General features: G+C 65.5%; 23 protein-coding genes. 13 read left to right on the top strand and 10 right to left on the bottom strand.

Annotated elements, in window-relative coordinates; all coding sequences use genetic code 11:
- Positions 1-69: 69 nt before the first annotated feature.
- The 4 genes from eno to RT688_RS16900 all read left to right on the top strand — a co-directional run bounded on the left by eno (position 70) and on the right by RT688_RS16900 (position 2,922).
- Positions 70-1,353 (top strand): phosphopyruvate hydratase, encoded by a 1,284-nt coding sequence (gene eno, locus RT688_RS16915; RefSeq protein ID WP_313706018.1) that lies wholly within the window; start codon positions 70-72, stop codon positions 1,351-1,353.
- Positions 1,354-1,426: 73 nt separating this feature from the next.
- Complete coding sequence (gene ftsB / locus RT688_RS16910; protein WP_313706017.1) at positions 1,427-1,786, top strand: cell division protein FtsB; 360 nt, start codon at positions 1,427-1,429, stop codon at positions 1,784-1,786.
- A gap of 5 nt (positions 1,787-1,791) precedes the next feature.
- Complete coding sequence (locus RT688_RS16905) at positions 1,792-2,082, top strand: hypothetical protein (protein ID WP_313706016.1); 291 nt, start codon at positions 1,792-1,794, stop codon at positions 2,080-2,082.
- A 435-nt stretch (positions 2,083-2,517) separates the two neighbouring features.
- Positions 2,518-2,922 carry a DUF3224 domain-containing protein gene (locus RT688_RS16900; protein WP_313706015.1) on the top strand — a complete coding sequence of 135 codons (405 nt, stop codon included), beginning with the start codon at positions 2,518-2,520 and terminating at the stop codon, positions 2,920-2,922.
- A gap of 54 nt (positions 2,923-2,976) precedes the next feature.
- Here RT688_RS16900 and RT688_RS16895 read toward each other — a convergent pair whose 3' ends face one another.
- The 4 genes from RT688_RS16895 to RT688_RS16880 all read right to left on the bottom strand — a co-directional run bounded on the left by RT688_RS16895 (position 2,977) and on the right by RT688_RS16880 (position 5,556).
- A complete protein-coding gene (locus RT688_RS16895; RefSeq protein ID WP_313706014.1) occupies positions 2,977-3,483 on the bottom strand; it encodes a Dps family protein in 507 nt (168 codons plus the stop codon).
- A gap of 129 nt (positions 3,484-3,612) precedes the next feature.
- Entirely contained in the window at positions 3,613-4,041 is a 429-nt protein-coding gene (locus tag RT688_RS16890; protein WP_313706013.1) for a thioesterase family protein, read from the bottom strand.
- Between the two features lie 30 nt (positions 4,042-4,071).
- A complete protein-coding gene (hslO, locus tag RT688_RS16885) occupies positions 4,072-5,028 on the bottom strand; it encodes an Hsp33 family molecular chaperone HslO (RefSeq protein WP_313706012.1) in 957 nt (318 codons plus the stop codon).
- A 3-nt stretch (positions 5,029-5,031) separates the two neighbouring features.
- The gene (locus tag RT688_RS16880) at positions 5,032-5,556 is read right to left on the bottom strand and encodes a gamma carbonic anhydrase family protein (RefSeq protein ID WP_313706011.1); all 525 of its coding nucleotides are present in this window, start codon (positions 5,554-5,556) and stop codon (positions 5,032-5,034) included.
- A gap of 152 nt (positions 5,557-5,708) precedes the next feature.
- Between RT688_RS16880 and RT688_RS16875 the strand changes: the two genes are divergently transcribed.
- Positions 5,709-6,587: an alpha/beta hydrolase gene (locus RT688_RS16875; RefSeq protein ID WP_313706010.1), complete on the top strand. Its 879-nt coding sequence runs from the start codon at positions 5,709-5,711 to the stop codon at positions 6,585-6,587.
- Positions 6,588-6,827: 240 nt separating this feature from the next.
- On the opposite strand, the gene RT688_RS16870 is transcribed toward RT688_RS16875, so the two are convergent.
- Positions 6,828-7,226, bottom strand: coding sequence for a GFA family protein (locus tag RT688_RS16870; RefSeq protein ID WP_313706009.1), 399 nt, complete (start codon positions 7,224-7,226; stop codon positions 6,828-6,830).
- A 252-nt stretch (positions 7,227-7,478) separates the two neighbouring features.
- Between RT688_RS16870 and RT688_RS16865 the strand changes: the two genes are divergently transcribed.
- From RT688_RS16865 to bamC, 7 genes are all read left to right on the top strand, one after another.
- Positions 7,479-8,312 (top strand): 3',5'-nucleoside bisphosphate phosphatase, encoded by an 834-nt coding sequence (locus RT688_RS16865; RefSeq protein WP_313706008.1) that lies wholly within the window; start codon positions 7,479-7,481, stop codon positions 8,310-8,312.
- Positions 8,313-8,600: 288 nt separating this feature from the next.
- Entirely contained in the window at positions 8,601-9,479 is an 879-nt protein-coding gene (gene htpX, locus RT688_RS16860) for a protease HtpX (RefSeq protein WP_313706007.1), read from the top strand.
- A 15-nt stretch (positions 9,480-9,494) separates the two neighbouring features.
- Positions 9,495-10,118, top strand: a complete 624-nt coding sequence (locus tag RT688_RS16855) for an L-threonylcarbamoyladenylate synthase (RefSeq protein WP_313706006.1) — start codon at positions 9,495-9,497, stop codon at positions 10,116-10,118.
- A 93-nt stretch (positions 10,119-10,211) separates the two neighbouring features.
- Positions 10,212-10,865, top strand: a complete 654-nt coding sequence (locus tag RT688_RS16850) for a site-2 protease family protein (RefSeq protein WP_313706005.1) — start codon at positions 10,212-10,214, stop codon at positions 10,863-10,865.
- Entirely contained in the window at positions 10,865-11,440 is a 576-nt protein-coding gene (locus RT688_RS16845; protein WP_313706004.1) for a class I SAM-dependent methyltransferase, read from the top strand. The genes RT688_RS16850 and RT688_RS16845 overlap by 1 nt, the downstream gene beginning before the upstream one ends.
- A 54-nt stretch (positions 11,441-11,494) precedes the next feature.
- Positions 11,495-12,379, top strand: a complete 885-nt coding sequence (dapA, locus tag RT688_RS16840; RefSeq protein WP_313706003.1) for a 4-hydroxy-tetrahydrodipicolinate synthase — start codon at positions 11,495-11,497, stop codon at positions 12,377-12,379.
- A 43-nt stretch (positions 12,380-12,422) separates the two neighbouring features.
- The gene (gene bamC / locus RT688_RS16835; RefSeq protein ID WP_313706002.1) at positions 12,423-13,610 is read left to right on the top strand and encodes an outer membrane protein assembly factor BamC; all 1,188 of its coding nucleotides are present in this window, start codon (positions 12,423-12,425) and stop codon (positions 13,608-13,610) included.
- 236 nt (positions 13,611-13,846) lie between these two features.
- Here bamC and RT688_RS23855 read toward each other — a convergent pair whose 3' ends face one another.
- The 3 genes from RT688_RS23855 to RT688_RS16820 all read right to left on the bottom strand — a co-directional run bounded on the left by RT688_RS23855 (position 13,847) and on the right by RT688_RS16820 (position 16,020).
- Positions 13,847-14,131: a hypothetical protein gene (locus RT688_RS23855; RefSeq protein ID WP_409521930.1), complete on the bottom strand. Its 285-nt coding sequence runs from the start codon at positions 14,129-14,131 to the stop codon at positions 13,847-13,849.
- Positions 14,132-14,410: 279 nt separating this feature from the next.
- On the bottom strand, positions 14,411-14,887 hold the full coding sequence (locus RT688_RS16825) for a hypothetical protein (protein WP_313706000.1): 477 nt from the start codon (positions 14,885-14,887) through the stop codon (positions 14,411-14,413).
- A gap of 2 nt (positions 14,888-14,889) precedes the next feature.
- Complete coding sequence (locus tag RT688_RS16820) at positions 14,890-16,020, bottom strand: cupin domain-containing protein (protein ID WP_313705999.1); 1,131 nt, start codon at positions 16,018-16,020, stop codon at positions 14,890-14,892.
- Positions 16,021-16,099: 79 nt separating this feature from the next.
- On the opposite strand from RT688_RS16820, the gene RT688_RS16815 reads away from it, so the two are divergent.
- A complete protein-coding gene (locus RT688_RS16815; protein ID WP_313705998.1) occupies positions 16,100-16,648 on the top strand; it encodes a peptidylprolyl isomerase in 549 nt (182 codons plus the stop codon).
- A 323-nt stretch (positions 16,649-16,971) separates the two neighbouring features.
- On the opposite strand, the gene RT688_RS16810 is transcribed toward RT688_RS16815, so the two are convergent.
- Both RT688_RS16810 and mutS read right to left on the bottom strand, forming a co-directional pair.
- Complete coding sequence (locus RT688_RS16810; protein WP_312548130.1) at positions 16,972-17,919, bottom strand: hypothetical protein; 948 nt, start codon at positions 17,917-17,919, stop codon at positions 16,972-16,974.
- Complete coding sequence (mutS, locus tag RT688_RS16805) at positions 17,919-20,585, bottom strand: DNA mismatch repair protein MutS (protein ID WP_313705997.1); 2,667 nt, start codon at positions 20,583-20,585, stop codon at positions 17,919-17,921. The genes RT688_RS16810 and mutS overlap by 1 nt, the downstream gene beginning before the upstream one ends.
- Positions 20,586-20,606 lie beyond the last annotated feature (21 nt).

The following is a 20,606-nucleotide window of genomic DNA, read 5'->3' as shown; positions in this document are numbered from 1 at the left end:
TCGAGGCGCCTTCACCGGCGCCTCGACTTGCATGTGCGACACGATTTTTTCTTTCTGGAGACTGAAACCATGAGTGCAATCGTTGACATCATCGGCCGCGAGATCATCGACTCGCGCGGCAATCCGACCGTCGAATGCGACGTGCTGCTCGAATCGGGCGTGATGGGCCGCGCCGCCGTGCCCTCGGGCGCGTCGACCGGTTCGCGCGAAGCGATCGAACTGCGCGACGGCGACCCGAAGCGTTACTTCGGCAAGGGTGTGCTGCAGGCCTGCGAGAACATCAACACCGAAATCAGCGAAGCAATCATGGGCCTGGACGCCAACGAGCAGGCCTTCCTCGACCGTACCCTGATCGACCTGGACGGCACCGATAACAAGAGCCGCCTGGGTGCGAACGCGATGCTGGCCGTGTCGATGGCCGTCGCCAAGGCAGCGGCCGAGGAAGCCGGCCTGCCGCTGTACCGCTACTTCGGCGGCTCGGGCGCGATGCAGATGCCGGTGCCGATGATGAACGTCATCAACGGCGGCGCCCACGCCGACAACAACCTGGACATCCAGGAATTCATGATCATCCCGGTCGGCGCGCCGTCGTTCAAGGAAGCCATGCGCTACGGCGCCGAGGTGTTCCACACCCTGAAGAAGATCCTGCACGCCAAGGGCCTGGCGACCTCGGTCGGCGACGAAGGCGGTTTCGCGCCGAACGTGGCCAACCACGAGGAAGCGATCAAGCTGATCATGCAGGCGATCGAGGACGCGGGCTACCAGGCGGGCAGCGACATCGCCATCGGCCTGGACTGCGCCGCCAGCGAGTTCTACAAGGACGGCAAGTACGTGCTGGAAGGCGAGGGCCTGACCTTGTCCAGCACCGACTTCACCAACATGCTGGCCACCTGGTGCGACAAGTACCCGATCATCTCGATCGAGGACGCCATGCATGAGGGCGACTGGGAAGGCTGGGCGACCCTGACCCAAGCCCTGGGCAAGAAGGTGCAGCTGGTGGGCGACGACCTGTTCGTCACCAACACCAAGATCCTGAAAGAAGGCATCCAGAAGGGCATCGCCAACTCGATCCTCATCAAGATCAACCAGATCGGCACCCTGACCGAGACCTTCGCCGCCATCGAGATGGCCAAGCGCGCCGGCTACACCGCCGTGATCTCGCACCGTTCGGGCGAGACCGAGGACTCGACCATCGCCGACATCGCCGTCGGCCTGAACGCCCTGCAGATCAAGACCGGCTCGATGTCGCGTTCGGACCGCATGGCCAAGTACAACCAGCTCCTGCGTATCGAGGAAGACCTGGGCGACGTGGCCAGCTACCCGGGCCGTGACGCCTTCTATAATTTGAAGTAAGCCTGAAGTAAATCAACATCGTTCCACCACCGCCGGCCGATTGCAATGATCGGCCGGCGTATCATTTTCCGCCATGCGCCTGATTTCGCTCGCCCTCGCCGCCTTGCTGTTGCTGATCCAGTACCCGCTGTGGTTGGGAAAGGGCGGCATGCTCGCCGTCGCCGACCTGCGCGACCAGGTCGCGCTGGCCCAGGCGCATACCGATGGGCTGAAGGCGCGCAACGCCAAGCTCGACTCCGAAGTGCGCGACCTGCGCGAAGGCCTGGGCGCCGTCGAGGAACGCGCGCGCCTGGAGCTGGGCATGATCAAGCAGAACGAAATCTTCGTGCAGGTGCTGCGCAAGGACGAGCAGCCGGTCGAATCGATGACCGTGCCGCCGCCTCCGCCGCCGCCGAAAGAGGCCAAGAGCACCGTCCCCGGCCCGACACACTGAATACCATGACTTCCCCGACCATTCCCGGTGGCGCATCGGGCGACGCCGCGTCCCTGGCCACGCTCGAAGCGCTGGCCGCCTGGCTTGCCGCCGCTTTCGAATCCGGCGACACCGCCGTGCTGGTCGAGGCGCTGGCCGTCGCCGCGCGCGCCGAGGGCACGACCCATCTCGCCGCCGCCGCCGGCCTGCCGCAAGCCGCATTGCGCGCCGCCTTCGCCAGCGGCGAGCTGAGCCTGGATGCGACGCTGGCGATCATGAAGGTGATCGACTTGCATCTGCCGGGCGAGGCGCACTAGGCGATCCCATGTCGATCCGATGGTGTGCCGCGATGTTTCAACCGTGCGTTGAACGCGTGGGCGGCGGATACGCCATCGATGTGCACGACGACGGGTATAGCCGCCCACCCTACGGGCGCTATCGTCCGACCCGTAGGGTGGGCGGCTGCACCCGGCACTATGGTTTCCCGCAGCGGTGACGCCGCCCACGCGTTCACCCAGCCCCGTAGGGTGGGCACTCCGTGCCCACGCGTGAACGATGAGCAGACGCAGTCCCGTAGGGTGGGCGCCCCGTGCCCACGCGTGAACGATGAGCAGACGCAGCGTGTTGTAGACGCCAACACGACGCCGGCTTCACGCGTGGGCACGGGGGCGCCCACCCTACGCTTGACGCACGCAAGGCGCCCGCTTTGCCCTAGAATGCTCGCTATCTCTTCACTGGAAAGCGAGCGCATCATGAGCCAGCAACATGCCGCAGGACCGTTCGACGTGACCGTCACCCCGCAAGGCCAGCCCGAGGTCGGCGACGGCGTGACGACCGGACGCATGACGATCGACAAGCGCTATCACGGCGCGCTGGAAGGCAGCGGGGTGGGCGAGATGCTGTCGGCGATGACGGCGACCGAAGGCTCGGCCGGCTACGTGGCGATCGAGCGCGTGAGCGGCAAGCTCGATGGCAGGAGCGGCAGCTTCGTGGTCCAGCACAGCGGCACCATGGCGCGCGGGGCGCAGGCGCTGTCGATCACGGTCGTGCCCGATTCGGGCACCGGGGAGCTGGCGGGGATTGCCGGCACGATGCGCATCCGCATCGAGGAGCGCCAGCATTTCTACGAATTCGACTACGTCCTGCCCGAGGCCTGAGCCGGCAGGAAAGCAGGAAGGGACAGGCGGGCATGTGCTGCCCGCCGCATCATCTTAATCCGACGAGGCTTCGCCCTGCGTCGCGCCGGCGCCTTGCTCCAGGAAGGAGCGCAGCATCCAGGCATTCTTCTCGTGTACGTCCATGCGTGCGGTCAGCATGTCGGCGGTCGGGAAGTCGTCCAGCTCGTCGGCGACCTTCACGCCTTCGCGCATGGTGCGGACGATGATTTCGTTGCCGTCGACCAGTTGGCGGATCATTTCCTTGGCCGAGAGTACTTCCGGTTCTTCCTTGATGCTCGACAGTTCGGCATAGCGTTTCGACGTGGCCGGGGCGAAATGGCCCAGCGAACGAATGCGCTCGGCGATTTCATCGAGCGCATTCCACTGCTCGGTGTACTGCTCCTCGAACATCACGTGCAGGGTCGAGAACATCGGCCCGGTGACGTTCCAGTGGAAGTTATGGGTCTTCAGGTAGAGCATGTAGGCGTCCGCCAGGACGGTCGAGAGCGACTCGACGATCTTCGCGCGGTCCTCGGTGTTGATGCCGGTATCCATGTGCATTGCGATTCTCCTGTGGTCAAGTATCAGTGCTTGGGAAGTTGTAGCACTGTTAACAAATCACAGCTTAGCACCGGCGCGAAAACCATGCGGTACGATAACCCGGTTCAATGCCGGGACATGGCCAGCACATCAGGCCGGGAGCAGCGTTTGCAGGATCGCACGGACGGCATCCGGAATCGGCACCGGCTTGTTGCTGCGCCGGTCGACGTAGACGTGCACGAAATGCCCGGCGGCGGCCGGCAAGGGGTCGTCGTTGCGGTACAGGGCGATCTCGTAGCGCACGCTGGAATTGCCGAGCTTGGCCACGCGCACGCCGACGTGGATGAGGTCGGGGAAGGAAATGGAGCTGAAGTAGGAACAGCCGGTCTCGACGACGAATCCGACGATGTCGTCCTTGTGGATGTCGAGCACGCCGCGGTCGATCAGGTAACGATTGACCGCGGTGTCGAAGAAACTGTAGTAGTTGACGTTGTTGACATGCCCGTAGCTGTCGTTGTCCATCCAGCGGGTCGGCAGGGCGACCATGTGGGGAAAGGCGGAGCGGGGCGTGTCGCGCATCGTCGGGGGTTCCTTCGCTTGGTGCTTCGCTTAGTGCTTCGTGTCTTCGGCCGGCGTCATCGCATCCGCCGCGAGCGGGGCCGCGAACAGCTGGGCGCAGTCGACCTTGTCGAAGGCGTAGTGCTTGCCGCAGAAGTCGCAGTTGATGCCCAGTTCGCCCAGGTCGGCCAGCGCCGACTCGACTTCCTCCTGGCCCAGCATCTTGAGCATGTTGCCGACCTTTTCGCGGGTGCAGCTGCAGTGGAACTGCGGGTGCTGCGGGTCGAACACGCGGATCGTCTCTTCCCAGAACAGGCGGGTCAGCAGGGTCTGGATGTCGGTCGTGAGCAGCTCTTCCTGCTTCAGGGTGCTGCCCAGCATCACGGCGCGGTTCCAGGTTTCCAGGTCTTCCTCTTCGGTCGCCTGCTTCACCTGGTCGTCCTTGCCGGTGTGACGCGGGAGCTTTTGCAGCAGCAGGCCGCGCGAGACCTGGTCGTCGGCCGCCAGCCACAGCTTGGTGTCCATCTGTTCCGAGCGCAGCATGTAGTTCTCGATGACGGTCGCCATGTTCTCGCCGTGCAGCGGCACGATGCCCTGGTAGGGCTGCTGGCCCGGCACCTTGTCGGCCGGATCGAGGGTGATCACGAAACGCCCCTTGCCATTCGCGTTGAGCAGGTCGGTCAGGCTGGCGTCGTCCGCCACTTCGGCGTCCGGCGCCAGTTTTGCCGTGGCGCGGATGCGCAGGCTGGCGTCGCACTCGACCACCAGCAGGCGCACCGGGCCGTCGCCGTGGATCTGCATCACGATCGCGCCGTCGAACTTCAGGTTGGCCGACAGCAGCGCGCTTGCCGCCACCATTTCGCCCAGCATGGCGCGCACGGCCTTGGGGTAGCCGTGACGTGCCTGGATCTCGCGCCAGGTGTCGGAAATCTCGACCAGCTCGCCGCGCACGGCGGCGTTGTCGAAGATAAATTTCTGCAGGGTGTCCTTGGTGTCTACTGTCGTCATTGTCTATCCGATTTGCTTGAGCTGCGCCTTGAACAGCTGGCCGCGCGCGACATAACTGTCGGCATTGGCCTGCAGGCGCAGCAGGTCTTCTTCCGTGAGGGTACGCACCGCTTTCGCCGGCGTACCGATGATGAGCGAGTTGTCGGGAAATTCCTTGCCCTCGGTAACCAGTGCTCCGGCACCGACCAGGCAACCCTTGCCGATCTTTGCGCCGTTCAGGATCACGGCCTGGATGCCGATCAGCGAGCCGTCGCCCACCGTGCACCCGTGCAGCATCGCCTGGTGGCCGACGGTGACGCCTTTGCCGAGCGTGAGCGGGTAGCCCATGTCGGTATGCATCACCGTGCCTTCCTGCACGTTGCTGTTCTCGCCGATCGTGATCCGCTCGTTGTCGCCGCGGATCGTGACGCCGAACCACACCGAGGCATTCGCCTCGATCGTCACTTTGCCGATCAGGTTGGCCGAATCGGCCACGTAGGCCGACGCATCGATCTCGGGCGCATGCTCGCCCAGCTGGTAAATCGCCATGGATTGCCTCGCGGAAGCTTGAAGTACTGCTATTTTACGCCCTCGCGACCGCTTTTCGCCCGATTGGCCCCATATGAAGATGACCGGCAAAAATTCAACGGCTTGCGTATAATTGAACGATCGTTCTTTTTTTAACCGTCGACCCAGCCACCATGAAACCTTCCCGTTCTGAATTCCTCACCGTGCGCGGCCTGCGCACCCACGTGCGCCACTGGGGCCGCGAAGGCGCGCCGAAGATCTTCATGGCCCATGGCTGGATGGACGTGTCGGCCTCGTTCCAGTTCATTGTCGACTGCCTGGAAGGCGACTGGCACGTCATCGCCCACGACTGGCGCGGCTTCGGCCTCTCGGAGCGCAGCCACTCGGACACCTACTGGTTCCCCGACTACGTGGCCGACCTCGACTTCCTGCTCGACCATTACTCGCCAAGCGAACCGGTGAACCTGCTCGGCCACAGCATGGGCGGCAACGTCGTCAGCCTGTACGCGGGCGTGCGGCCGCACCGGGTCAAGAAACTGATCAACCTGGAAGGCATCGGCCTGATGGGCAGCGTGCCCCAGCAGGCGCCCAAGCGCATGGCGAAGTGGCTGGACGAGCTGAAGAATCCGCCTGTCATGAAAGGCTACGCCAGCCTGGAAGAGGTGGCGGCGCGGCTGCAGAAGACCAACCCGCGCCTGCTTGATGAGCGCGCGGCCTTCCTGGCCGGGCACTGGTCGGCGCGCAACGAGGCGGGCGAGTACGAGATCCTGGGCGACCCGGCGCACAAGATGAACGGGCCGCTGCTGTATCACCTGGACGAGATGATCGCGGTCTGGAAGAAGATCGCCGCGCCGGTGCTGTGGATCGAGGCGGCGGAGACGGAGATGTGGCGCTGGATGGGGCCGCAGGAAGAGATGCGGGCGGAAGTGGACCGGCGGCTGGCGCACATGGCGTCGGTCGAAGCCCATATCGTGCCGGAGGCGGGGCATATGGTGCACCATGATCAGCCGGCGGTGCTGGCGACGTTGATCGAGGCGTTTTTGGCGCGTTGATTTGGCGGTGTGCGGCGTTCGGCGTTCGTGGGGCTGTTGCCTGTGCCGTTCGTGGCGTTCCTGATCCGCGTGGGCACGAGTGCCCACCCTACGGGACAGGTCGCGGGTGGACAACCCCACGGCGGCGCCAACGGGACGTAGGGTGGACGGCTCTGCCGTCCACGCGTTCAAGCGGCCTCCAATGACTGCAAACGAAATTTGCATGGAACGGCTGACATGCAAATATTCTTTGCACGCAGCTTATAAATGCCGCACCTCCGCCGGCGGCGTCGTCCAGTTATCGTTGCGCCCATCGAAGTAGCGCACCGGCGCCGCGATTAATTCCTCGACGGGCGCATCGTCCAGGCTCGCCACCGTCACCGCCACGAACGGTCCCATGGCCGGCGATTCGCCGGTCGAGAACACGTTGATGCCGCAGTTGCGGCAAAAATAATGGCCGTCGCGCCGCGTGTGGAAGCGGTATTCGCCCAGCGCCTGCGCGCCTTCCAGCAGGCGAAATTGCGATGGCGGCACCACCGCTGCCCAGAAGCGCATCTTGGTGCAGATCGTGCAGTTGCATTTGATGGTGCCCGCGGCCAGGTCGATGTCCGCTTCGTAGCGCAGCGCGCCGCAGTGGCAGCTGCCGTGGTAGGTCTTCATCTCGGTCGTCATGGATGTGAAAACGGCAACTCTAGCATTGTCGGAGCACCTAAGAAAGAGCGCCTCACAACACCTCCAGGGCAAGGCGCAGCGTCGACGACAGTACGCGGGTACGACGAGACGATGCAACGCAGCAGCCATGGAGGTGTTGTCAGGCGCTCGAAAGGAAGAGGCCGCCCGGCCGCGCCGCACCGCGGGACGATTGCGGCGTACAATGTCCGCTCCGTCCAGTATCCGCAAGCGCGCCGCACCATGCTGAAAGTCGACCTGCACTGCCATTCCAACGTTTCCGACGGCGTCCTCGCGCCCGCCGCCGTGGCGGTCTATGCGCGCAAGGGCGGCGTCGACGCCTGGGCGCTGACCGACCACGACGAGGTCGGCGGCATCAAGGCGGCGCGCGCGGCGGCGAAGGAAGTGGGCATGCGCTTCGTTTCGGGTGTCGAGATTTCCGTCACCTGGGCCAACCAGACCGTACACCTGGTCGGCCTGCACGTGGACGAGGACAACCCCGAACTGCTGGCGGGCCTGGCCGCAACGCGCCAGGGCCGCGACGCGCGCGGGCGCGAGATCGCCGCGCAACTGGAAGCGGCCGGCATCCCCGGCGCCTACGAGGGCGCGCTGAAATACGTCGGCAACCCGGACCTGCTGTCGCGCACGCACTTCGCGCGCTACATCGTCGAGACCGGCCTGTGCGGCACCACCCCCGAGGTGTTCCGCAAATTCCTGACCGAAGGCAAGCCCGGCTATGTGCCGCACCGCTGGGCCACCCTGGAGCATGCGATGGGCTGGATCCGCAGCGCCGGCGGCATTCCCGTGATCGCGCACCCGGGCCGCTACAAGTTCGACGCCACCGCGGAAGGGGCGCTGTTCGACGAATTCCGCCAGCGTGGCGGGAATGCGATCGAAGTCGTGACCGGCAGCCACACGCCGGATCAATACGCAACCTATGCCGAGGTGGCGCGCCGCTACGGCTTCCTGGCTTCGCGCGGGACGGATTTCCATGCGCCGGGCGAGGCGCGGGTCGAGTTCGATGCCTTGCCGCCGCTGCCTGCCAGCGTGACGCCGGTCTGGCACGATTGGTTCTGAGGCCAAGGCCGGGCGAGACGTAGGGTGGGCGGCTCCCACCCGGTGGTGGAAACATGCGCGGCCATTGCGCCGCCCACGCGTTCAACATATGTCGGAACCGACGCGAGGTTTTTCACGACCGGTTGAACGCGTGGGCGGCGTTAGCGTCAACCGGTATTCAACCAACCGGTGCAGCCGCCCACCCTACGGTCTTCCGTTTAAGCCCGCCATAAGCCAGTACCCTTGAATTTTCCCGGGCCCAGCCTTATCTTGGCAGCCTGTTAATGACATTCCGTCGAGGGTTTTTCCATGAAGCGCATCGTCTTGTTCCTCGCCACCAACCTCGCGGTTGTGCTGGTGCTCACCGTTGTCCTGAACCTGCTGGGTGTCGGGCGCGCGGTGTCGGCCGAGGGCATCAACGTCGGCGCCCTGGCGGTCTTCTCCCTCGTGGTCGGCTTCACCGGCTCGATCATTTCGCTCCTGATGAGCAAGCCGATGGCCAAGTGGTCGACCGGCGCGCGCGTCATCGAGCAGCCGCAGAACTCGACCGAACTGTGGCTCGTCAACACGGTCCGTAAACTGGCCGACCGTGCCGGCATCGGCATGCCGGAAGTGGCCGTCTACGATGGCGAACCGAACGCCTTCGCGACCGGCGCCTTCAAGAATTCCGCGCTGGTGGCCGTGTCCACCGGCCTGCTGCAGGGCATGACCGAAGACGAGGTCGAGGCCGTGCTCGGCCACGAGGTCGCCCACATCGCCAACGGCGACATGGTCACGCTGACCCTGATCCAGGGCGTGGTCAACACCTTCGTCGTGTTCCTGGCGCGCGTGGTCGGCTTCTTCGTCGACAAGGTGCTCCTGCGCGGCAACGACGACCGCGGCCCCGGCATCGGCTACATGGTCACCGTCTTCGTCTGCGAAATCCTGTTCGGCCTGGTGGCCTCGATCATCGTGGCCTGGTTCTCGCGCCAGCGCGAATTCCGCGCCGACGCCGGCTCGGCCAAGCTGCTGGGCAGCACCGTGCCGATGCAGCATGCGCTGGCCCGCCTGGGCGGCCTGCAGCCGGGCGCCTTGCCTTCGTCGATGAGCGCGTCGGGCATTTCCGGCAGCGGCGGCGGCTGGGGCGCGCTGTTCTCGACCCACCCGCCGATGGAAGAGCGCATCGCTGCCCTGCAGGCGCTGCGCTGACCCGAAAGGAACCCGATGACCCAATTCTTCCAGATTCATCCAGAAAATCCCCAAGCGCGCCTCATCAAGCAGGCGGCGCAGATCCTCCGCTCCGGCGGGGTGGTCGCGTTGCCGACCGATTCGGCCTATGCGCTGGTGTGCCAGTTGGACGACAAGAACGCGGTCGAAAAGCTGCGCCGGGTGCGCGGCATCGACGACAAGCACCACCTGACGCTGCTGTGCCGCGACCTGTCGGAAATCGCCCAGTACGCGCGCGTCGACAATGCCCAGTACCGGCTGTTGAAGGCGACCACGCCCGGCCCCTACACCGTGATCCTGGAAGCGACCAAGGAGGTGCCGCGCCGCCTGTCCCACCCCTCGCGCAAGACCATCGGCCTGCGCGTACCGGAAAACAAGATCACGCTGGCCCTGCTCGAGGAACTGGGCGAACCGCTGATCGGCACCACGCTGCAATTGCCGGGCGACGACCACATGCTGTCCGACCCGATCGAAGTGCGCGAGCGCCTCGAGAAGCAGATCGAGCTGGTCGTCGACGGCGGCGCCGGCACCCTGGAAGCGACCACCATCGTCGACCTCACCGGCCCCGAACCCGTGCTGCTGCGCGAGGGCAGGGGCGATCCGGCTGCCTTCGGCCTCTGACCGATCGCCGTCCCGGCCACGGGAATCCATCGGCAAGCGGCCCGGCCGGCCGCTTGCCGCCTGCCACGCCAGGCTCTGCTAAAATCGCCCCCCATGGTTGAAAATTTCCGAAACATCCTGGTGTTCGCGCTGCCCGTGCTGTTTGCGATCACCCTCCACGAGGCGGCCCACGCCTACGCCGCCCGCCGCCTGGGCGACAACACGGCCTATGCCCAGGGCCGCATGACCCTCAATCCGCTGGTGCACATCGACCTGTTCGGCACCATCATCATTCCGATCGTGCTGTACCTGACGAGCGGCTTCGTGTTCGGCTATGCGAAGCCGGTGCCGGTGCAGTTCGGTAACCTGCGCAACCCGAAGCGCGACATGGCCTGGGTGGCCCTGGCCGGCCCCGGTGCGAATTTGCTGATGGCGCTGCTGTGGCTGGTGTTCGGGGTACTGCTGACCGCGTTCGGGGTCGACGAGGAGTTCCCGAACAAGATGGCCCAGGCCGGCCTGGTGACGAACCTGCTGATCTTTGCTTTCAACCTGTTCCCGCTGCCGCCGCTGGACGGCGGGCGCGTGCTGACCAGCATGCTGCCGCACCGGCTCGCCTTCAAGTTCGCGCGCATCGAGCCCTACGGCTTCTTCATCCTGCTGGCGCTGCTGTACTTCAACCTGCTCGCGTTCTGGGTGCAGCCGGTGATGTGGCTGGGCGCGCAGGCGGTCAAGCTGATCGCTTCGCCGCTGACTTTCCTGCTGATGTGATGCACGCGCCGACCCTTCCTCCATCGCCCTGGGTACGCCGCTTTGCGCCATTGGTGCCGCACGGGGAGGTCCTGGACCTGGCCTGCGGCAGCGGCCGCCACGCGCGCCTGTTCGCGCAGCTCGGCCACCCGGTGCTGGCGGTCGACCGCGACCCGGCGGCACTGGAGGCCGCCGCCGGCCCCGGCATCGTCACGCTGGCGCATGACCTGGAAGCGGATGGCGCCCGCTGGCCTTTCGCGGCGGGCCGCTTCGCCGTCATCGTCGTCACCAACTACCTGCATCGCCCGCTGATGGCGGACCTGGCCGCGAGCCTGGCGCCGGACGGCGTGCTGATCTACGAAACTTTCGCGCTGGGCAACGAAGCCTACGGCAAGCCCTCGAACCCGGCCTTCCTGCTGCGTCCGGGCGAGCTGCTGGAGCTGGCCGCCGGCGCCGGCTTGCGCGTGCTGGCCTACGAGGACGGTGTAGTGCGGGAGCCCAAGCCGGCGCGGGTGCAGCGCCTGTGCGCGGCCGGCGCCGGCTTCCTCCAAACCGAGGCCCGGCTCGACCATTTATCTGCGGTTAATGAACCATAGCACCGGGCTATCCGCTACAATCAGATTTTTATTTCCCGACACGTACCAGAGATTATGATTAAGGGCAGCATAGTAGCAATCGTCACGCCGATGTTTGAGGATGGCAGTCTCGACAAGGACAGCCTGCGCAAACTGATCGACTGGCACGTGGCCGAAGGCACCGACGGCATCGTCATCGTCGGCACCACCGGCGAGTCGGCGACCGTCAGCCCGGAAGAGCACTGCGAGCTGGTCAAGCTGGCCGTCGACCATGTGGCCGGCCGCATTCCCGTCATCGCCGGCACCGGCGGCAACTCGACCGCCGAAGCGATCGCGCTGACGCGCCATGCCCGGGAAGTCGGCGCCGACGCCTCCCTGCAGGTCGTTCCTTACTACAATCGTCCGACCCAGGAAGGCATGTACCGCCACTTCAAGGCCATCGCCGAAGCGGTGGACCTGCCGGTGATCCTGTACAACGTGCCGGGCCGCACCGTTGCCGACATGAGCAACGAGACCATCGCGCGCCTGGCGCCGATCGACAACATCGTCGGCGTGAAAGATGCAACCGGCAATATCGGCCGCGGCATCGAGCTGCTGAAGATGGTCGACAAGTCCTTCGCCGTCTACTCGGGCGACGATCCGACCGCCATGGCGCTGATGTTCTGCGGCGGCGCCGGCAACATCTCGGTGACCGCCAACGTGGCGCCGCGCGCCATGCACGAACTGTGCGAGGCGGCGATCGCGGGCAATATTGCGCGCGCCATCGAGATCAACAACAGCGTGCTGCAACTGCATGCCAAGTTGTTCGTCGAGCCCAACCCGGTGCCGGTCAAGTGGGCGCTGGCGGAAATGGGCAAGATGCCGGCGGGCCTGCGCCTGCCGCTGGCGCCGCTGTCGGCGCCGTTCCACGACACCGTGCGCGTTGCGCTGCGCGAGGCGGGCCTCCTGCCGCAATCCTGAGTCCCGCAAGGGTGTTGGTTTACAGATCTGAACTCGTAACGATATGACTACTCGCAACAAGAAGACCCTCGCGACCCGCGTTTCCGCCCCGACCGCCGCACGCGTGCTGGTGCTTTCCGCACTGGCCCTGAACATGGCGGCGTGCACCACCGTATTCGAGTCGGACAAGGTGGACTACAAGTCGTCGAAGAAGGCGCCGCCGCTGGACGTGCCGCCCGACCTGACCCAGCTCCAGAAGGACAATCGTTACGCAACGCCGGACAAGAGCGGCGTCGCCACCGCCTCCGGCTTCCAGCAGGCGCAGGCGAATGGAAACCAAGGCGCCCCTGTCGCCGCCGGCGGGCCGGCGGTAAGCGGCTCCATCGGCCCGGTCTCGACCGAGGCCGTGCGCGTCGAACGCGCCGGCGACCAGCGCTGGCTGGTGGTCAAGCAGACGCCCGAGCAACTGTGGCCGCAGGTGCGCCAGTTCTGGGAAGACGCCGGCTTCGGCCTGGCCAGCGAATCGCCGGCAACCGGCGTGATGGAAACCGAGTGGGCCGAGAACCGCTCGAAGATCCCGCAGGACTTCCTGCGCAACACGCTCGGCAAGGTGTTCGACCGCGCCTATTCGACCGGCGAGCGCGACAAGTACCGCACCCGCCTCGAGCGCCTGCCGGACGGCTCGACCGAGATCTACATCAGCCACCGCGGCGCGGAAGAGGTGCTGACCGGCGCCCAGAAGGAAACCACGGTCTGGACCGTGCGTCCGAACGACCCGGCGCTGGAAGCCCAGTTCCTGGGCCGCCTGGTGGCGCGCCTGACCGGCGCCACCGCGCCCGAGCAGGTGCAGGCCGCGCAGGCCAAGGTCGAGAACGCCGCACCGGCGCCGCAGCGCGCCAAGCTGGTGGGCGACCACGTCGAAGTCGACGAAGGTTTCGACCGCGCATGGCGCCGCGTCGGCCTGGCGCTCGACCGCGTCGGCTTCACCGTCGAAGACCGCGACCGCGTGCAGGGCGTGTACTTCGTGCGCTACGTCGACCTCGACGCCAAGAGCAAGGACGGCTTCTTCAAGCGCCTGTTCACCTTCGGCGAAGACGAGAAGGCCAAGGAAGCCCAGCGCTACCGCGTGCTGGTCAAGGGTCTCGAGAGCGGCAACGCCAGCGTCGTCACCGTCCAGGACAACGAGGGCAAGGCGGATGCGTCGCCGACCGCGGCCAAGATCCTGTCGCTGCTGAATGACGAGCTGAAGTAATAGCGCTGCTAGTTCCAGCCAGAGAGCCGGCCCGTGTGGCCGGCTTTTTTATTGGCGTGCACCCGGCGGTTGGCGTGGTCGGTTGTGCGGCATGCATGGGTGCGGCGTCACCGAATCCACAGTATCGTAGGGTGGGTACTCGTACCCACCGATTGCGGCTTTACCGAAGTCGGACACAAACCTTTGGACGAAAAAAAACCGGCCCGCAGGCCGGTCTTGAATCAGAAAAAATCTGATTACTTGGTAGCAGCAGCGTCAGCAGCAGCGTCAGCAGCGGTCGAAGCAGCCGAAGCGGCTTCCGAAGCAGCAGCCGAAGCGGTAGCGGCAGCAGCGGCAGCGTCAGCAGCCGGGGTTGCAGCAGCGTCGGTGGTTGCCGGAGCAGCAGCGTCGGTGGTGGTGGTGGTGGTGGTGTCAGCAGCAGGAGCTTCGACAGCAGCCGGGGTTGCCGGTGCTTCTTCTTTCTTCGAGCAGGCAGCCAGGGCAACAGCCATCAGGGAAACGATCAGCAGGGACTTTTTCATGATTTTCCTTTTAATTCAAAAGTGGAGTACTTCTTGTTGTTACGATGAATAATTACCGGTAATTATCGCTCGCTGGAATTCTCGTGTACTTGCACAAATGTAACAGTGACGCATATACAACGGAACCTTCCTAACCCGATATTATAGCCAAATTTACTCATTCGCAATAGAAAACACATGCCAAAATGTAAGTATTTTGTTACTTGTTAAGGTTCATTTTGTTACAAGATGCAACAGGCGCGAAGACGGCCCTGAACAAGTAAAAATGCGGGACAAAAACTACAGGCCGGTGACCGTGGGCGCGAGGACGGGACGCGATTCTTCCCAGATCGCGGCGAAGCGGTGCGCCGGCAGCTCGACCGCCTCGGGCGCCTCGAAAGCGGCCTCGCCGCGCATGTGGTCGCTGTGAAAACGGCGCAGCAGATGCAGGCCATCGGCGATGCAGAAGGAATCGGTGAGCTGGCGCAGCGAACGCGGGGTCTGGCGGCATTCGACCAGGTGGCCGTAGTCGCGCAGCAGGCGCAGGAAGCGCGGATAGTGGCGCTCGACGTGCGTGCTGTCGTGCATGGCGAGGCGCAGCTGTCCGCCGTCGCCCAGGAAGGCGCGCAGCCGGGCGTCGACATCGAGCGAGCCGAGCGGGAAGACGGCGAAATCCGGGTCGAACATGTCGAGCCGCCGGCGCGCGCGTTCCAGCACCGCGCGCCACTGCGTCTCGCAGTCGCGCCGGGTGTCGAAGCGGATCGCCGGCTCGCTCATCGTCAGCTGGCTTGGCCGAGCTCGATCCAGCCGTCCTGGTACCAGGTGTACAGCGCCTCGAGCACGTCATCCGATGCCTGCTCCAGCGCCGCACCGTCGAGCCGGCGCTCGTTGGCCAGCACGTCCAGCACCACCTTGTCGGCACGGCTCACGGCGAACGACTCGCCGTTGATGAAGACGTGCTTGCCGCGGTAGAGCATCAGGGTCTTGGCGGATAGCTTCAGGCCCTTCTTCGCGGCGGTTTCCATGAAACGGCCGACGGTGAGCGGCTTGGCCGGACCGGTGAAGAACACGTTGTGCTTCGGCTCGGACATGTATTCGCCGAAGAAGATCGTCACGTCCTCCTCGTCCCAGCGCACCTTGTTGAGTTCCTCGGTGATGGTCGAGAGCATCTCGCGCGGGATCTCGGCCGGATTCTTCGCCGGCTGCTGGTCCGGGTCGGCGTAGCGGCCGGGCAGGTCGATCGAGTCGGCCATGAATTGCAGGAAGGCTTCGCCCAGTTCCTGGAACGAAGGCGAGCGGAAACCGATCGAATAAGTCATGCACTCGCCCTCGGCAATGCCGTCGTGGGCATAGTGCGGAGGCAGGTACAGCATGTCGCCCGGCTCGAGCACGAATTCCTCTTCCGGGGTAAAGTTCGACAGGATCTTCAGCGGCAGGCCGTCGACCAGCGACAGGTCCTGCTGCGCGCTGATCTTCCAGCGGCGTTTGCCGTGGGCTTGCAGCAGGAACACGTCGTACGAATCGAAGTGGGGGCCGACGCCGGCGCCGTCGGTGGCGTAGCTGATCATCAGGTCGTCCAGGCGGGCGTCCGGCAGGAAGCGGAACTGGCGCAGCAAATCGTCGGCCTTTTCGTCGTAGAGGTTGACGCCCTGCACCAGCATGGTCCAGTTCGGCTGGGTACGGGGCGGCAGCTCGGTCAGCGGGCCATGCTGCATGTTCCATTCGCCGTCGATCTGCGTGACGAGGCGCGATTCGACGAAGTTCTTGGTGGCCAGGTCGGCCAGGCGCTCGAACTTGAGCAGGGGCTTGAAGCCGGGGATGGCGCCGCGGATCAGGAGCGGTTTCTTGTGCCAGTAATCACGGAGAAACTGGGCGGGAGTAATATTCCCAAGGAGCTGTAATTTTTTCATGCGTCATTATAACCAGCCGCACAAGGGGCGGCAGCGGTCAGCGGGGTATAATCCGCACCTTACACAGAAAGGATGTGCGATGAAGATTGCCAAGAATACGGTCGTGTCGGTCAACTATAAACTGTCGGATGCGCAGAACAACCTGATCGAGGAAGGTGTGCAGCCGATGGTCTACCTGCACGGCGGCTACGAGAACACCCTGCCGAAGATCGAAGAGCATCTCGACGGCAAGGAAGTCGGCTATTCGTCGACCCTGCAGATCGAGCCGGAAGACGCATTCGGTGACTACGACGCCGAGCTGGTCAAGGTCGAAGACCGTTCGCGCCTGCCGGAGCCGCTCGAAGTCGGCATGCAGTTCGAAGGCATGGCCGATGGCGCGCCGGACGACGAGCCGACCATCTTCACCGTCACCGAAATCGCCGACGACAAGGTTGTGCTGGACGGTAACCACCCGCTGGCCGGCATGGCCCTGCGTTTCGAGCTGTCGGTGATCGACGTGCGCGCCGCCACCGAAGAAGAAGTCGCCCACGGCCACGTGCACGGCGCCCACGGTCACCACCACGGTGAAGACGAAGGCGACGACGACAGCGAGCCGGGCGACCAGTTCCGCAGCCAGCCGCTGCACTGATCGTTGCATGTAGACCGGGACGCAATGTCCCGGTTTTTATTTGTGGGTGTCGGGCGATGTGCGCTGCGGGCTCGTCCGGTCGGCGTTTCGGCATGCCGTTGGCGCCCGCCAGCGCAGTCACGGTGCGCGCGTTCGCGTGGGCACAGTGTGCCCACCCTACGGTCACCGCCACCATGCTGCAAATGTCACAGGTACTCAGCGATTGTCGATCGTAGGGTGGGCACCCCGTGCCCACGCGGAACGCGCGGCCGTGTCAGCTCCGTTTCGTTCACGCTGAAGCCGCCGGCTGCCAGCGCGTCCAACCGATCAGCCTGCGGCCTGACTCAATCCGCCGCATCCTTCACCACGAACAGCGACTTCGTCCCTGGCTTCACCTCGACCTCCACCGCCTGCGCATCGACCGACAGGTGCCCCAGGTTGCCATGCCATTCGATCTCCGGCTGTTTGCCCTTGGCCAGGGTCCCGCTGTCGACCAGCAGCACCTTGCCGTCGAACTTTTTCGCCAGGGCCTGCACCTGCCTGCGTGTGAAGCCGAAGCCGTCGAACACGCCGGTATTGCGACGCAGCAGGGTGCGCGCTTCCGGTTCCGCGAAAGGCTTCAGGTCGCCTTCGGAGAACAGGACGATCGCATCGACCTTGTCGCCCTTCGCCAGGGTAAATAGACGGTTCAGCCAGAAGCGATTGGCGACCAGCCGGTCCTCGTATTCGCTGTTGCGGCCGGCCGCGGCCAGGTAGTGGTTGTTATTCGCCGGCAGGTTGACGCTGGCGTAGAGCACCTTGCCCACCGTCCAGTGGGCGTTCTCGGCATAGCTGCGAAAGCGCGGGCTCATCGACAACCGCGTGAGGGGCAGCGTGGCTTTGCCGAGCGAGTGCGGCTCGCCATGGAACAGTTCGCGCAGGCGGTTCAGGCGCTCGATGGCGTTGGTGCGGCCCGCCGAGTTGCGGCAGCCGGTCCAGTCGCTGCCGGCTGGCAGCACGATGATCGGCCGCTTGAAGCGTTCGACCAGGTCGCGCCGCTCCTGGTAGAGGCGGTCGCCGCAAGGCTCGGCCGCGTGCTTGATGCCGGTGACGACGACAAAGGCGTTGGCCTTTTCCGTGGTGTCGGCCAGCGCCTGCCTGAAGCGCTTGTCGTTCTTGGCATCGAAGCTGTGGCCGATGACGCCGAAGCGGTGGGCGTCGCCATCGTCCTTGCGTCCGGCCGCCGCGGCCGGCAGGCACAGGGCCGCGCACAGGGCGGCGGCCAGCAGGGCGGTGGGACGCAGGCGGCGCATCAGGCGGCGAGACGCTTGAGCTCGTACAGACGCTCGAGGGCTTCACGCGGGGTGAGCGCATCCGGGTCGAGCGCATCGAGGGCGTCGAGGAGGGCGGAGGATACGGCAGGAACAGCCATCTCCGGTGCCTGTTCCGCCTGCTCCGGCTCGTCGCAGGGCAGGGCGAACAGGTCGAGCTGGGGCGTGGTGTCGAGGGCCTGCGATTCCAGGCGCGCCAGGTGCTTGCGCGCGGCCTTGATCACGGCCGGCGGCACGCCCGCCAGTTGCGCCACCTGCAAGCCGTAGCTCTGGGAGGCCGGACCGTCCTGCACCGCGTGCAGGAATACGATGCTGTCCTTGTGCTCGACCGCCGACAGGTGCACGTTGGCCGCGCTCGGGTGGGCTTCCGGCAGCTGGGTCAGCTCGAAATAGTGGGTCGCGAACAGGGTGAAGCTGCGGCTGGAGTCGATCAGGTGGCGCGCGATCGCCCAGGCCAGCGCCAGGCCGTCGAATGTGGAAGTGCCGCGCCCGACCTCGTCCATCAGCACCAGCGAGTGCTCGGTCGCGCCGTTCAGGATCGCGGCCGATTCGGTCATCTCGACCATGAAGGTCGAGCGTCCGCCGGCAAGATCGTCGTTGGCGCCGATGCGGGTGAAGATGCGGTCGATCGGGCCGATCGTCGCGCTGGTGGCAGGCACGTAGCTGCCGATGTACGCCAGCAGCACGATCAGCGCGGTCTGGCGCATGAAGGTCGATTTACCGCCCATGTTCGGGCCGGTGATGAGCAACAGGCGCCGTTCGTTGGACAGCTTGCAGTCGTTGGCGATGAAGCGCTCGATCTGCTGCTCGACCACCGGATGGCGGCCCTCGACGATGGTCAGGCAAGGCTCGGCCACCAGTTGCGGTGCGCACCAGTTGTTCTGCAGCGCGTGGCGGGTCAGCGCCACCAGGGTGTCGATCTGGGCCAGGCCTTGCGCCACCGTCTGCAGCTGGCCGATGTGCGGCGCCAGGCAGGCCAGCAGCTCGTCGTACAGCACTTTTTCGCGCGACAGGGCGCGGTCCTGGGCGGACAAGGCCTTGTCTTCGAAGGCCTTCAGTTCCGGCGTGATGTAGCGCTCGCAGTTCTTCAGCGTCTGGCGGCGCCGGTAATCGTCGGGCACCTTGTCGGCCTGACCGTTGGTGACCTCGATGTAGAAGCCGTGCACCCGGTTGTACTCGACGCGCAGGTTGGCGATCCCGGTGCGCTCGCGCTCGCGCGTCTCGAGGTCGACCAGGAACTGGCCGGCGTTCTCGGACAGGGCGCGCAGCTCGTCCAGCTCGGCGTCGAAGCCGCGCGCGAACACGCCGCCGTCGCGCACCATTGCCGCCGGCTCCTCGGCCACCGCCCGCACCAGCAAATCCAGGCAGGCTTCGGGCGGCGCCAGGGCGTCGTGGACCTCGCGCAGCAGGCAGGAGTCGCCCGGGATTAAGCAGCGCGCCACCTGCGCACGCAGGGCCGGGAGTTGTTTCAGGCCGTCGCGCAGGCTGGCCAGGTCGCGCGGACGCGCCGACAGCAGCGCGATGCGCGTGGTGATGCGCTCGATGTCGGGCACCTGGGCCAGGGTCGACGACAGGTCACCGCTCGCGTCGGCCTGGGCCAGCGCCTCGATCGCTTCATGGCGCGAGCGCGCCACCGACTGGTCGCGGCGCGCGTGGTGCAGCCAGTGGCGCAGCAGGCGCGAACCCATCGCGGTGCGGCAGCCGTCGAGCAGCGAAAATAACGTAGGCGACTCCTGGCCGCGGATGGTCTCGGTCAGCTCCAGGTTGCGGCGGGTGGCAGCGTCCAGGCCGATGAATTCGTTTTCGCTCTCGACCGTCAGGCTGTTCACGTGCTGCAGGCCGCGGCCCTGGGTCGAGTGCGCGTAGCGCAGCAGCGCGCCGGCCGCGCCGAAGGCGGCGCCCAGGCCGTCGGCGCCGAAGCCGGTCAGCGTCGCCACCGCCAGCTGGTCGACCAGCGCCTTGTGACCCTTGACCACGTCGAAATGCCACTCGGGCACGCGCTGGGTGTGGGCGACCGGGCTGTCCTCGAACAGGTCGCCGTCGTCGGCGCGCAGGATCTCGGCCGGCGCGATGCGTTCCAGTTCCTGGGCCAGGCGGGTGTTGACGGTGCGCTCGTCGCCGGAGAATTCCATCAGGCGCAGCGCGCCGCTGGCCAGCGACATCCAGGCCAGGCCGACGGTCACATTTTTACGTTGCGCCAGCGTGCAGACCGCCAGCAGCGGCCGCTCGGCCTTTTCGGGCAGCAAGTCGGAATCGGTCAGGGTGCCGGGCGTGACCACGCGCACCACCTTGCGCTCGACCGGGCCTTTCGAGAGGGCCGGGTCGCCGATCTGCTCGCAGATCGCGCAGGATTCGCCGAGTTTCACCAGCTTGGCCAGGTAGGGATCGAGCGAATGGAAGGGCACGCCCGCCATCTTGATCGGATTGCCGCCCGAGGAACCGCGCGCGGTCAGCGTGATGCCGAGGATACGCGCGGCCTTTTCGGCGTCTTCGAAGAAGAGTTCGTAGAAGTCGCCCATGCGGTAGAACACCAGCATGGTGGGGTAGTCGGCCTTGATGCGCAGGTATTGCTGCATCATGGGTGTGACTTTTTCTGCCGGACTGCTCTTGACTGCGGCGGCGTTGATGTCGGATGAAACGGTGGTCATGTCGGTCGTATTCGGTGAGGC

The organism is Massilia sp. (assembly GCF_032106685.1).
Taxonomy (GTDB): Bacteria; Pseudomonadota; Gammaproteobacteria; order Burkholderiales; family Burkholderiaceae_D; genus Telluria.
This window is presented reverse-complemented; position numbering and strand designations above follow the sequence as displayed.

What these genes read in the sequence shown, in the direction of transcription:
- eno (WP_313706018.1), top strand. Translation starts at nt 70, where the DNA reads ATGAGTGCAATCGTTGACATCATCGGCCGCGAGATCATCGACTCGCGC.
- ftsB (WP_313706017.1), top strand. Translation starts at nt 1,427, where the DNA reads ATGCGCCTGATTTCGCTCGCCCTCGCCGCCTTGCTGTTGCTGATCCAG.
- RT688_RS16905 (WP_313706016.1), top strand. Translation starts at nt 1,792, where the DNA reads ATGACTTCCCCGACCATTCCCGGTGGCGCATCGGGCGACGCCGCGTCC.
- RT688_RS16900 (WP_313706015.1), top strand. Translation starts at nt 2,518, where the DNA reads ATGAGCCAGCAACATGCCGCAGGACCGTTCGACGTGACCGTCACCCCG.
- RT688_RS16895 (WP_313706014.1), bottom strand. Translation starts at nt 3,483, where the DNA reads ATGCACATGGATACCGGCATCAACACCGAGGACCGCGCGAAGATCGTC.
- RT688_RS16890 (WP_313706013.1), bottom strand. Translation starts at nt 4,041, where the DNA reads ATGCGCGACACGCCCCGCTCCGCCTTTCCCCACATGGTCGCCCTGCCG.
- hslO (WP_313706012.1), bottom strand. Translation starts at nt 5,028, where the DNA reads ATGACGACAGTAGACACCAAGGACACCCTGCAGAAATTTATCTTCGAC.
- RT688_RS16880 (WP_313706011.1), bottom strand. Translation starts at nt 5,556, where the DNA reads ATGGCGATTTACCAGCTGGGCGAGCATGCGCCCGAGATCGATGCGTCG.
- RT688_RS16875 (WP_313706010.1), top strand. Translation starts at nt 5,709, where the DNA reads ATGAAACCTTCCCGTTCTGAATTCCTCACCGTGCGCGGCCTGCGCACC.
- RT688_RS16870 (WP_313706009.1), bottom strand. Translation starts at nt 7,226, where the DNA reads ATGAAGACCTACCACGGCAGCTGCCACTGCGGCGCGCTGCGCTACGAA.
- RT688_RS16865 (WP_313706008.1), top strand. Translation starts at nt 7,479, where the DNA reads ATGCTGAAAGTCGACCTGCACTGCCATTCCAACGTTTCCGACGGCGTC.
- htpX (WP_313706007.1), top strand. Translation starts at nt 8,601, where the DNA reads ATGAAGCGCATCGTCTTGTTCCTCGCCACCAACCTCGCGGTTGTGCTG.
- RT688_RS16855 (WP_313706006.1), top strand. Translation starts at nt 9,495, where the DNA reads ATGACCCAATTCTTCCAGATTCATCCAGAAAATCCCCAAGCGCGCCTC.
- RT688_RS16850 (WP_313706005.1), top strand. Translation starts at nt 10,212, where the DNA reads ATGGTTGAAAATTTCCGAAACATCCTGGTGTTCGCGCTGCCCGTGCTG.
- RT688_RS16845 (WP_313706004.1), top strand. Translation starts at nt 10,865, where the DNA reads ATGCACGCGCCGACCCTTCCTCCATCGCCCTGGGTACGCCGCTTTGCG.
- dapA (WP_313706003.1), top strand. Translation starts at nt 11,495, where the DNA reads ATGATTAAGGGCAGCATAGTAGCAATCGTCACGCCGATGTTTGAGGAT.
- bamC (WP_313706002.1), top strand. Translation starts at nt 12,423, where the DNA reads ATGACTACTCGCAACAAGAAGACCCTCGCGACCCGCGTTTCCGCCCCG.
- RT688_RS23855 (WP_409521930.1), bottom strand. Translation starts at nt 14,131, where the DNA reads ATGAAAAAGTCCCTGCTGATCGTTTCCCTGATGGCTGTTGCCCTGGCT.
- RT688_RS16825 (WP_313706000.1), bottom strand. Translation starts at nt 14,887, where the DNA reads ATGAGCGAGCCGGCGATCCGCTTCGACACCCGGCGCGACTGCGAGACG.
- RT688_RS16820 (WP_313705999.1), bottom strand. Translation starts at nt 16,020, where the DNA reads ATGAAAAAATTACAGCTCCTTGGGAATATTACTCCCGCCCAGTTTCTC.
- RT688_RS16815 (WP_313705998.1), top strand. Translation starts at nt 16,100, where the DNA reads ATGAAGATTGCCAAGAATACGGTCGTGTCGGTCAACTATAAACTGTCG.
- RT688_RS16810 (WP_312548130.1), bottom strand. Translation starts at nt 17,919, where the DNA reads ATGCGCCGCCTGCGTCCCACCGCCCTGCTGGCCGCCGCCCTGTGCGCG.
- mutS (WP_313705997.1), bottom strand. Translation starts at nt 20,585, where the DNA reads ATGACCACCGTTTCATCCGACATCAACGCCGCCGCAGTCAAGAGCAGT.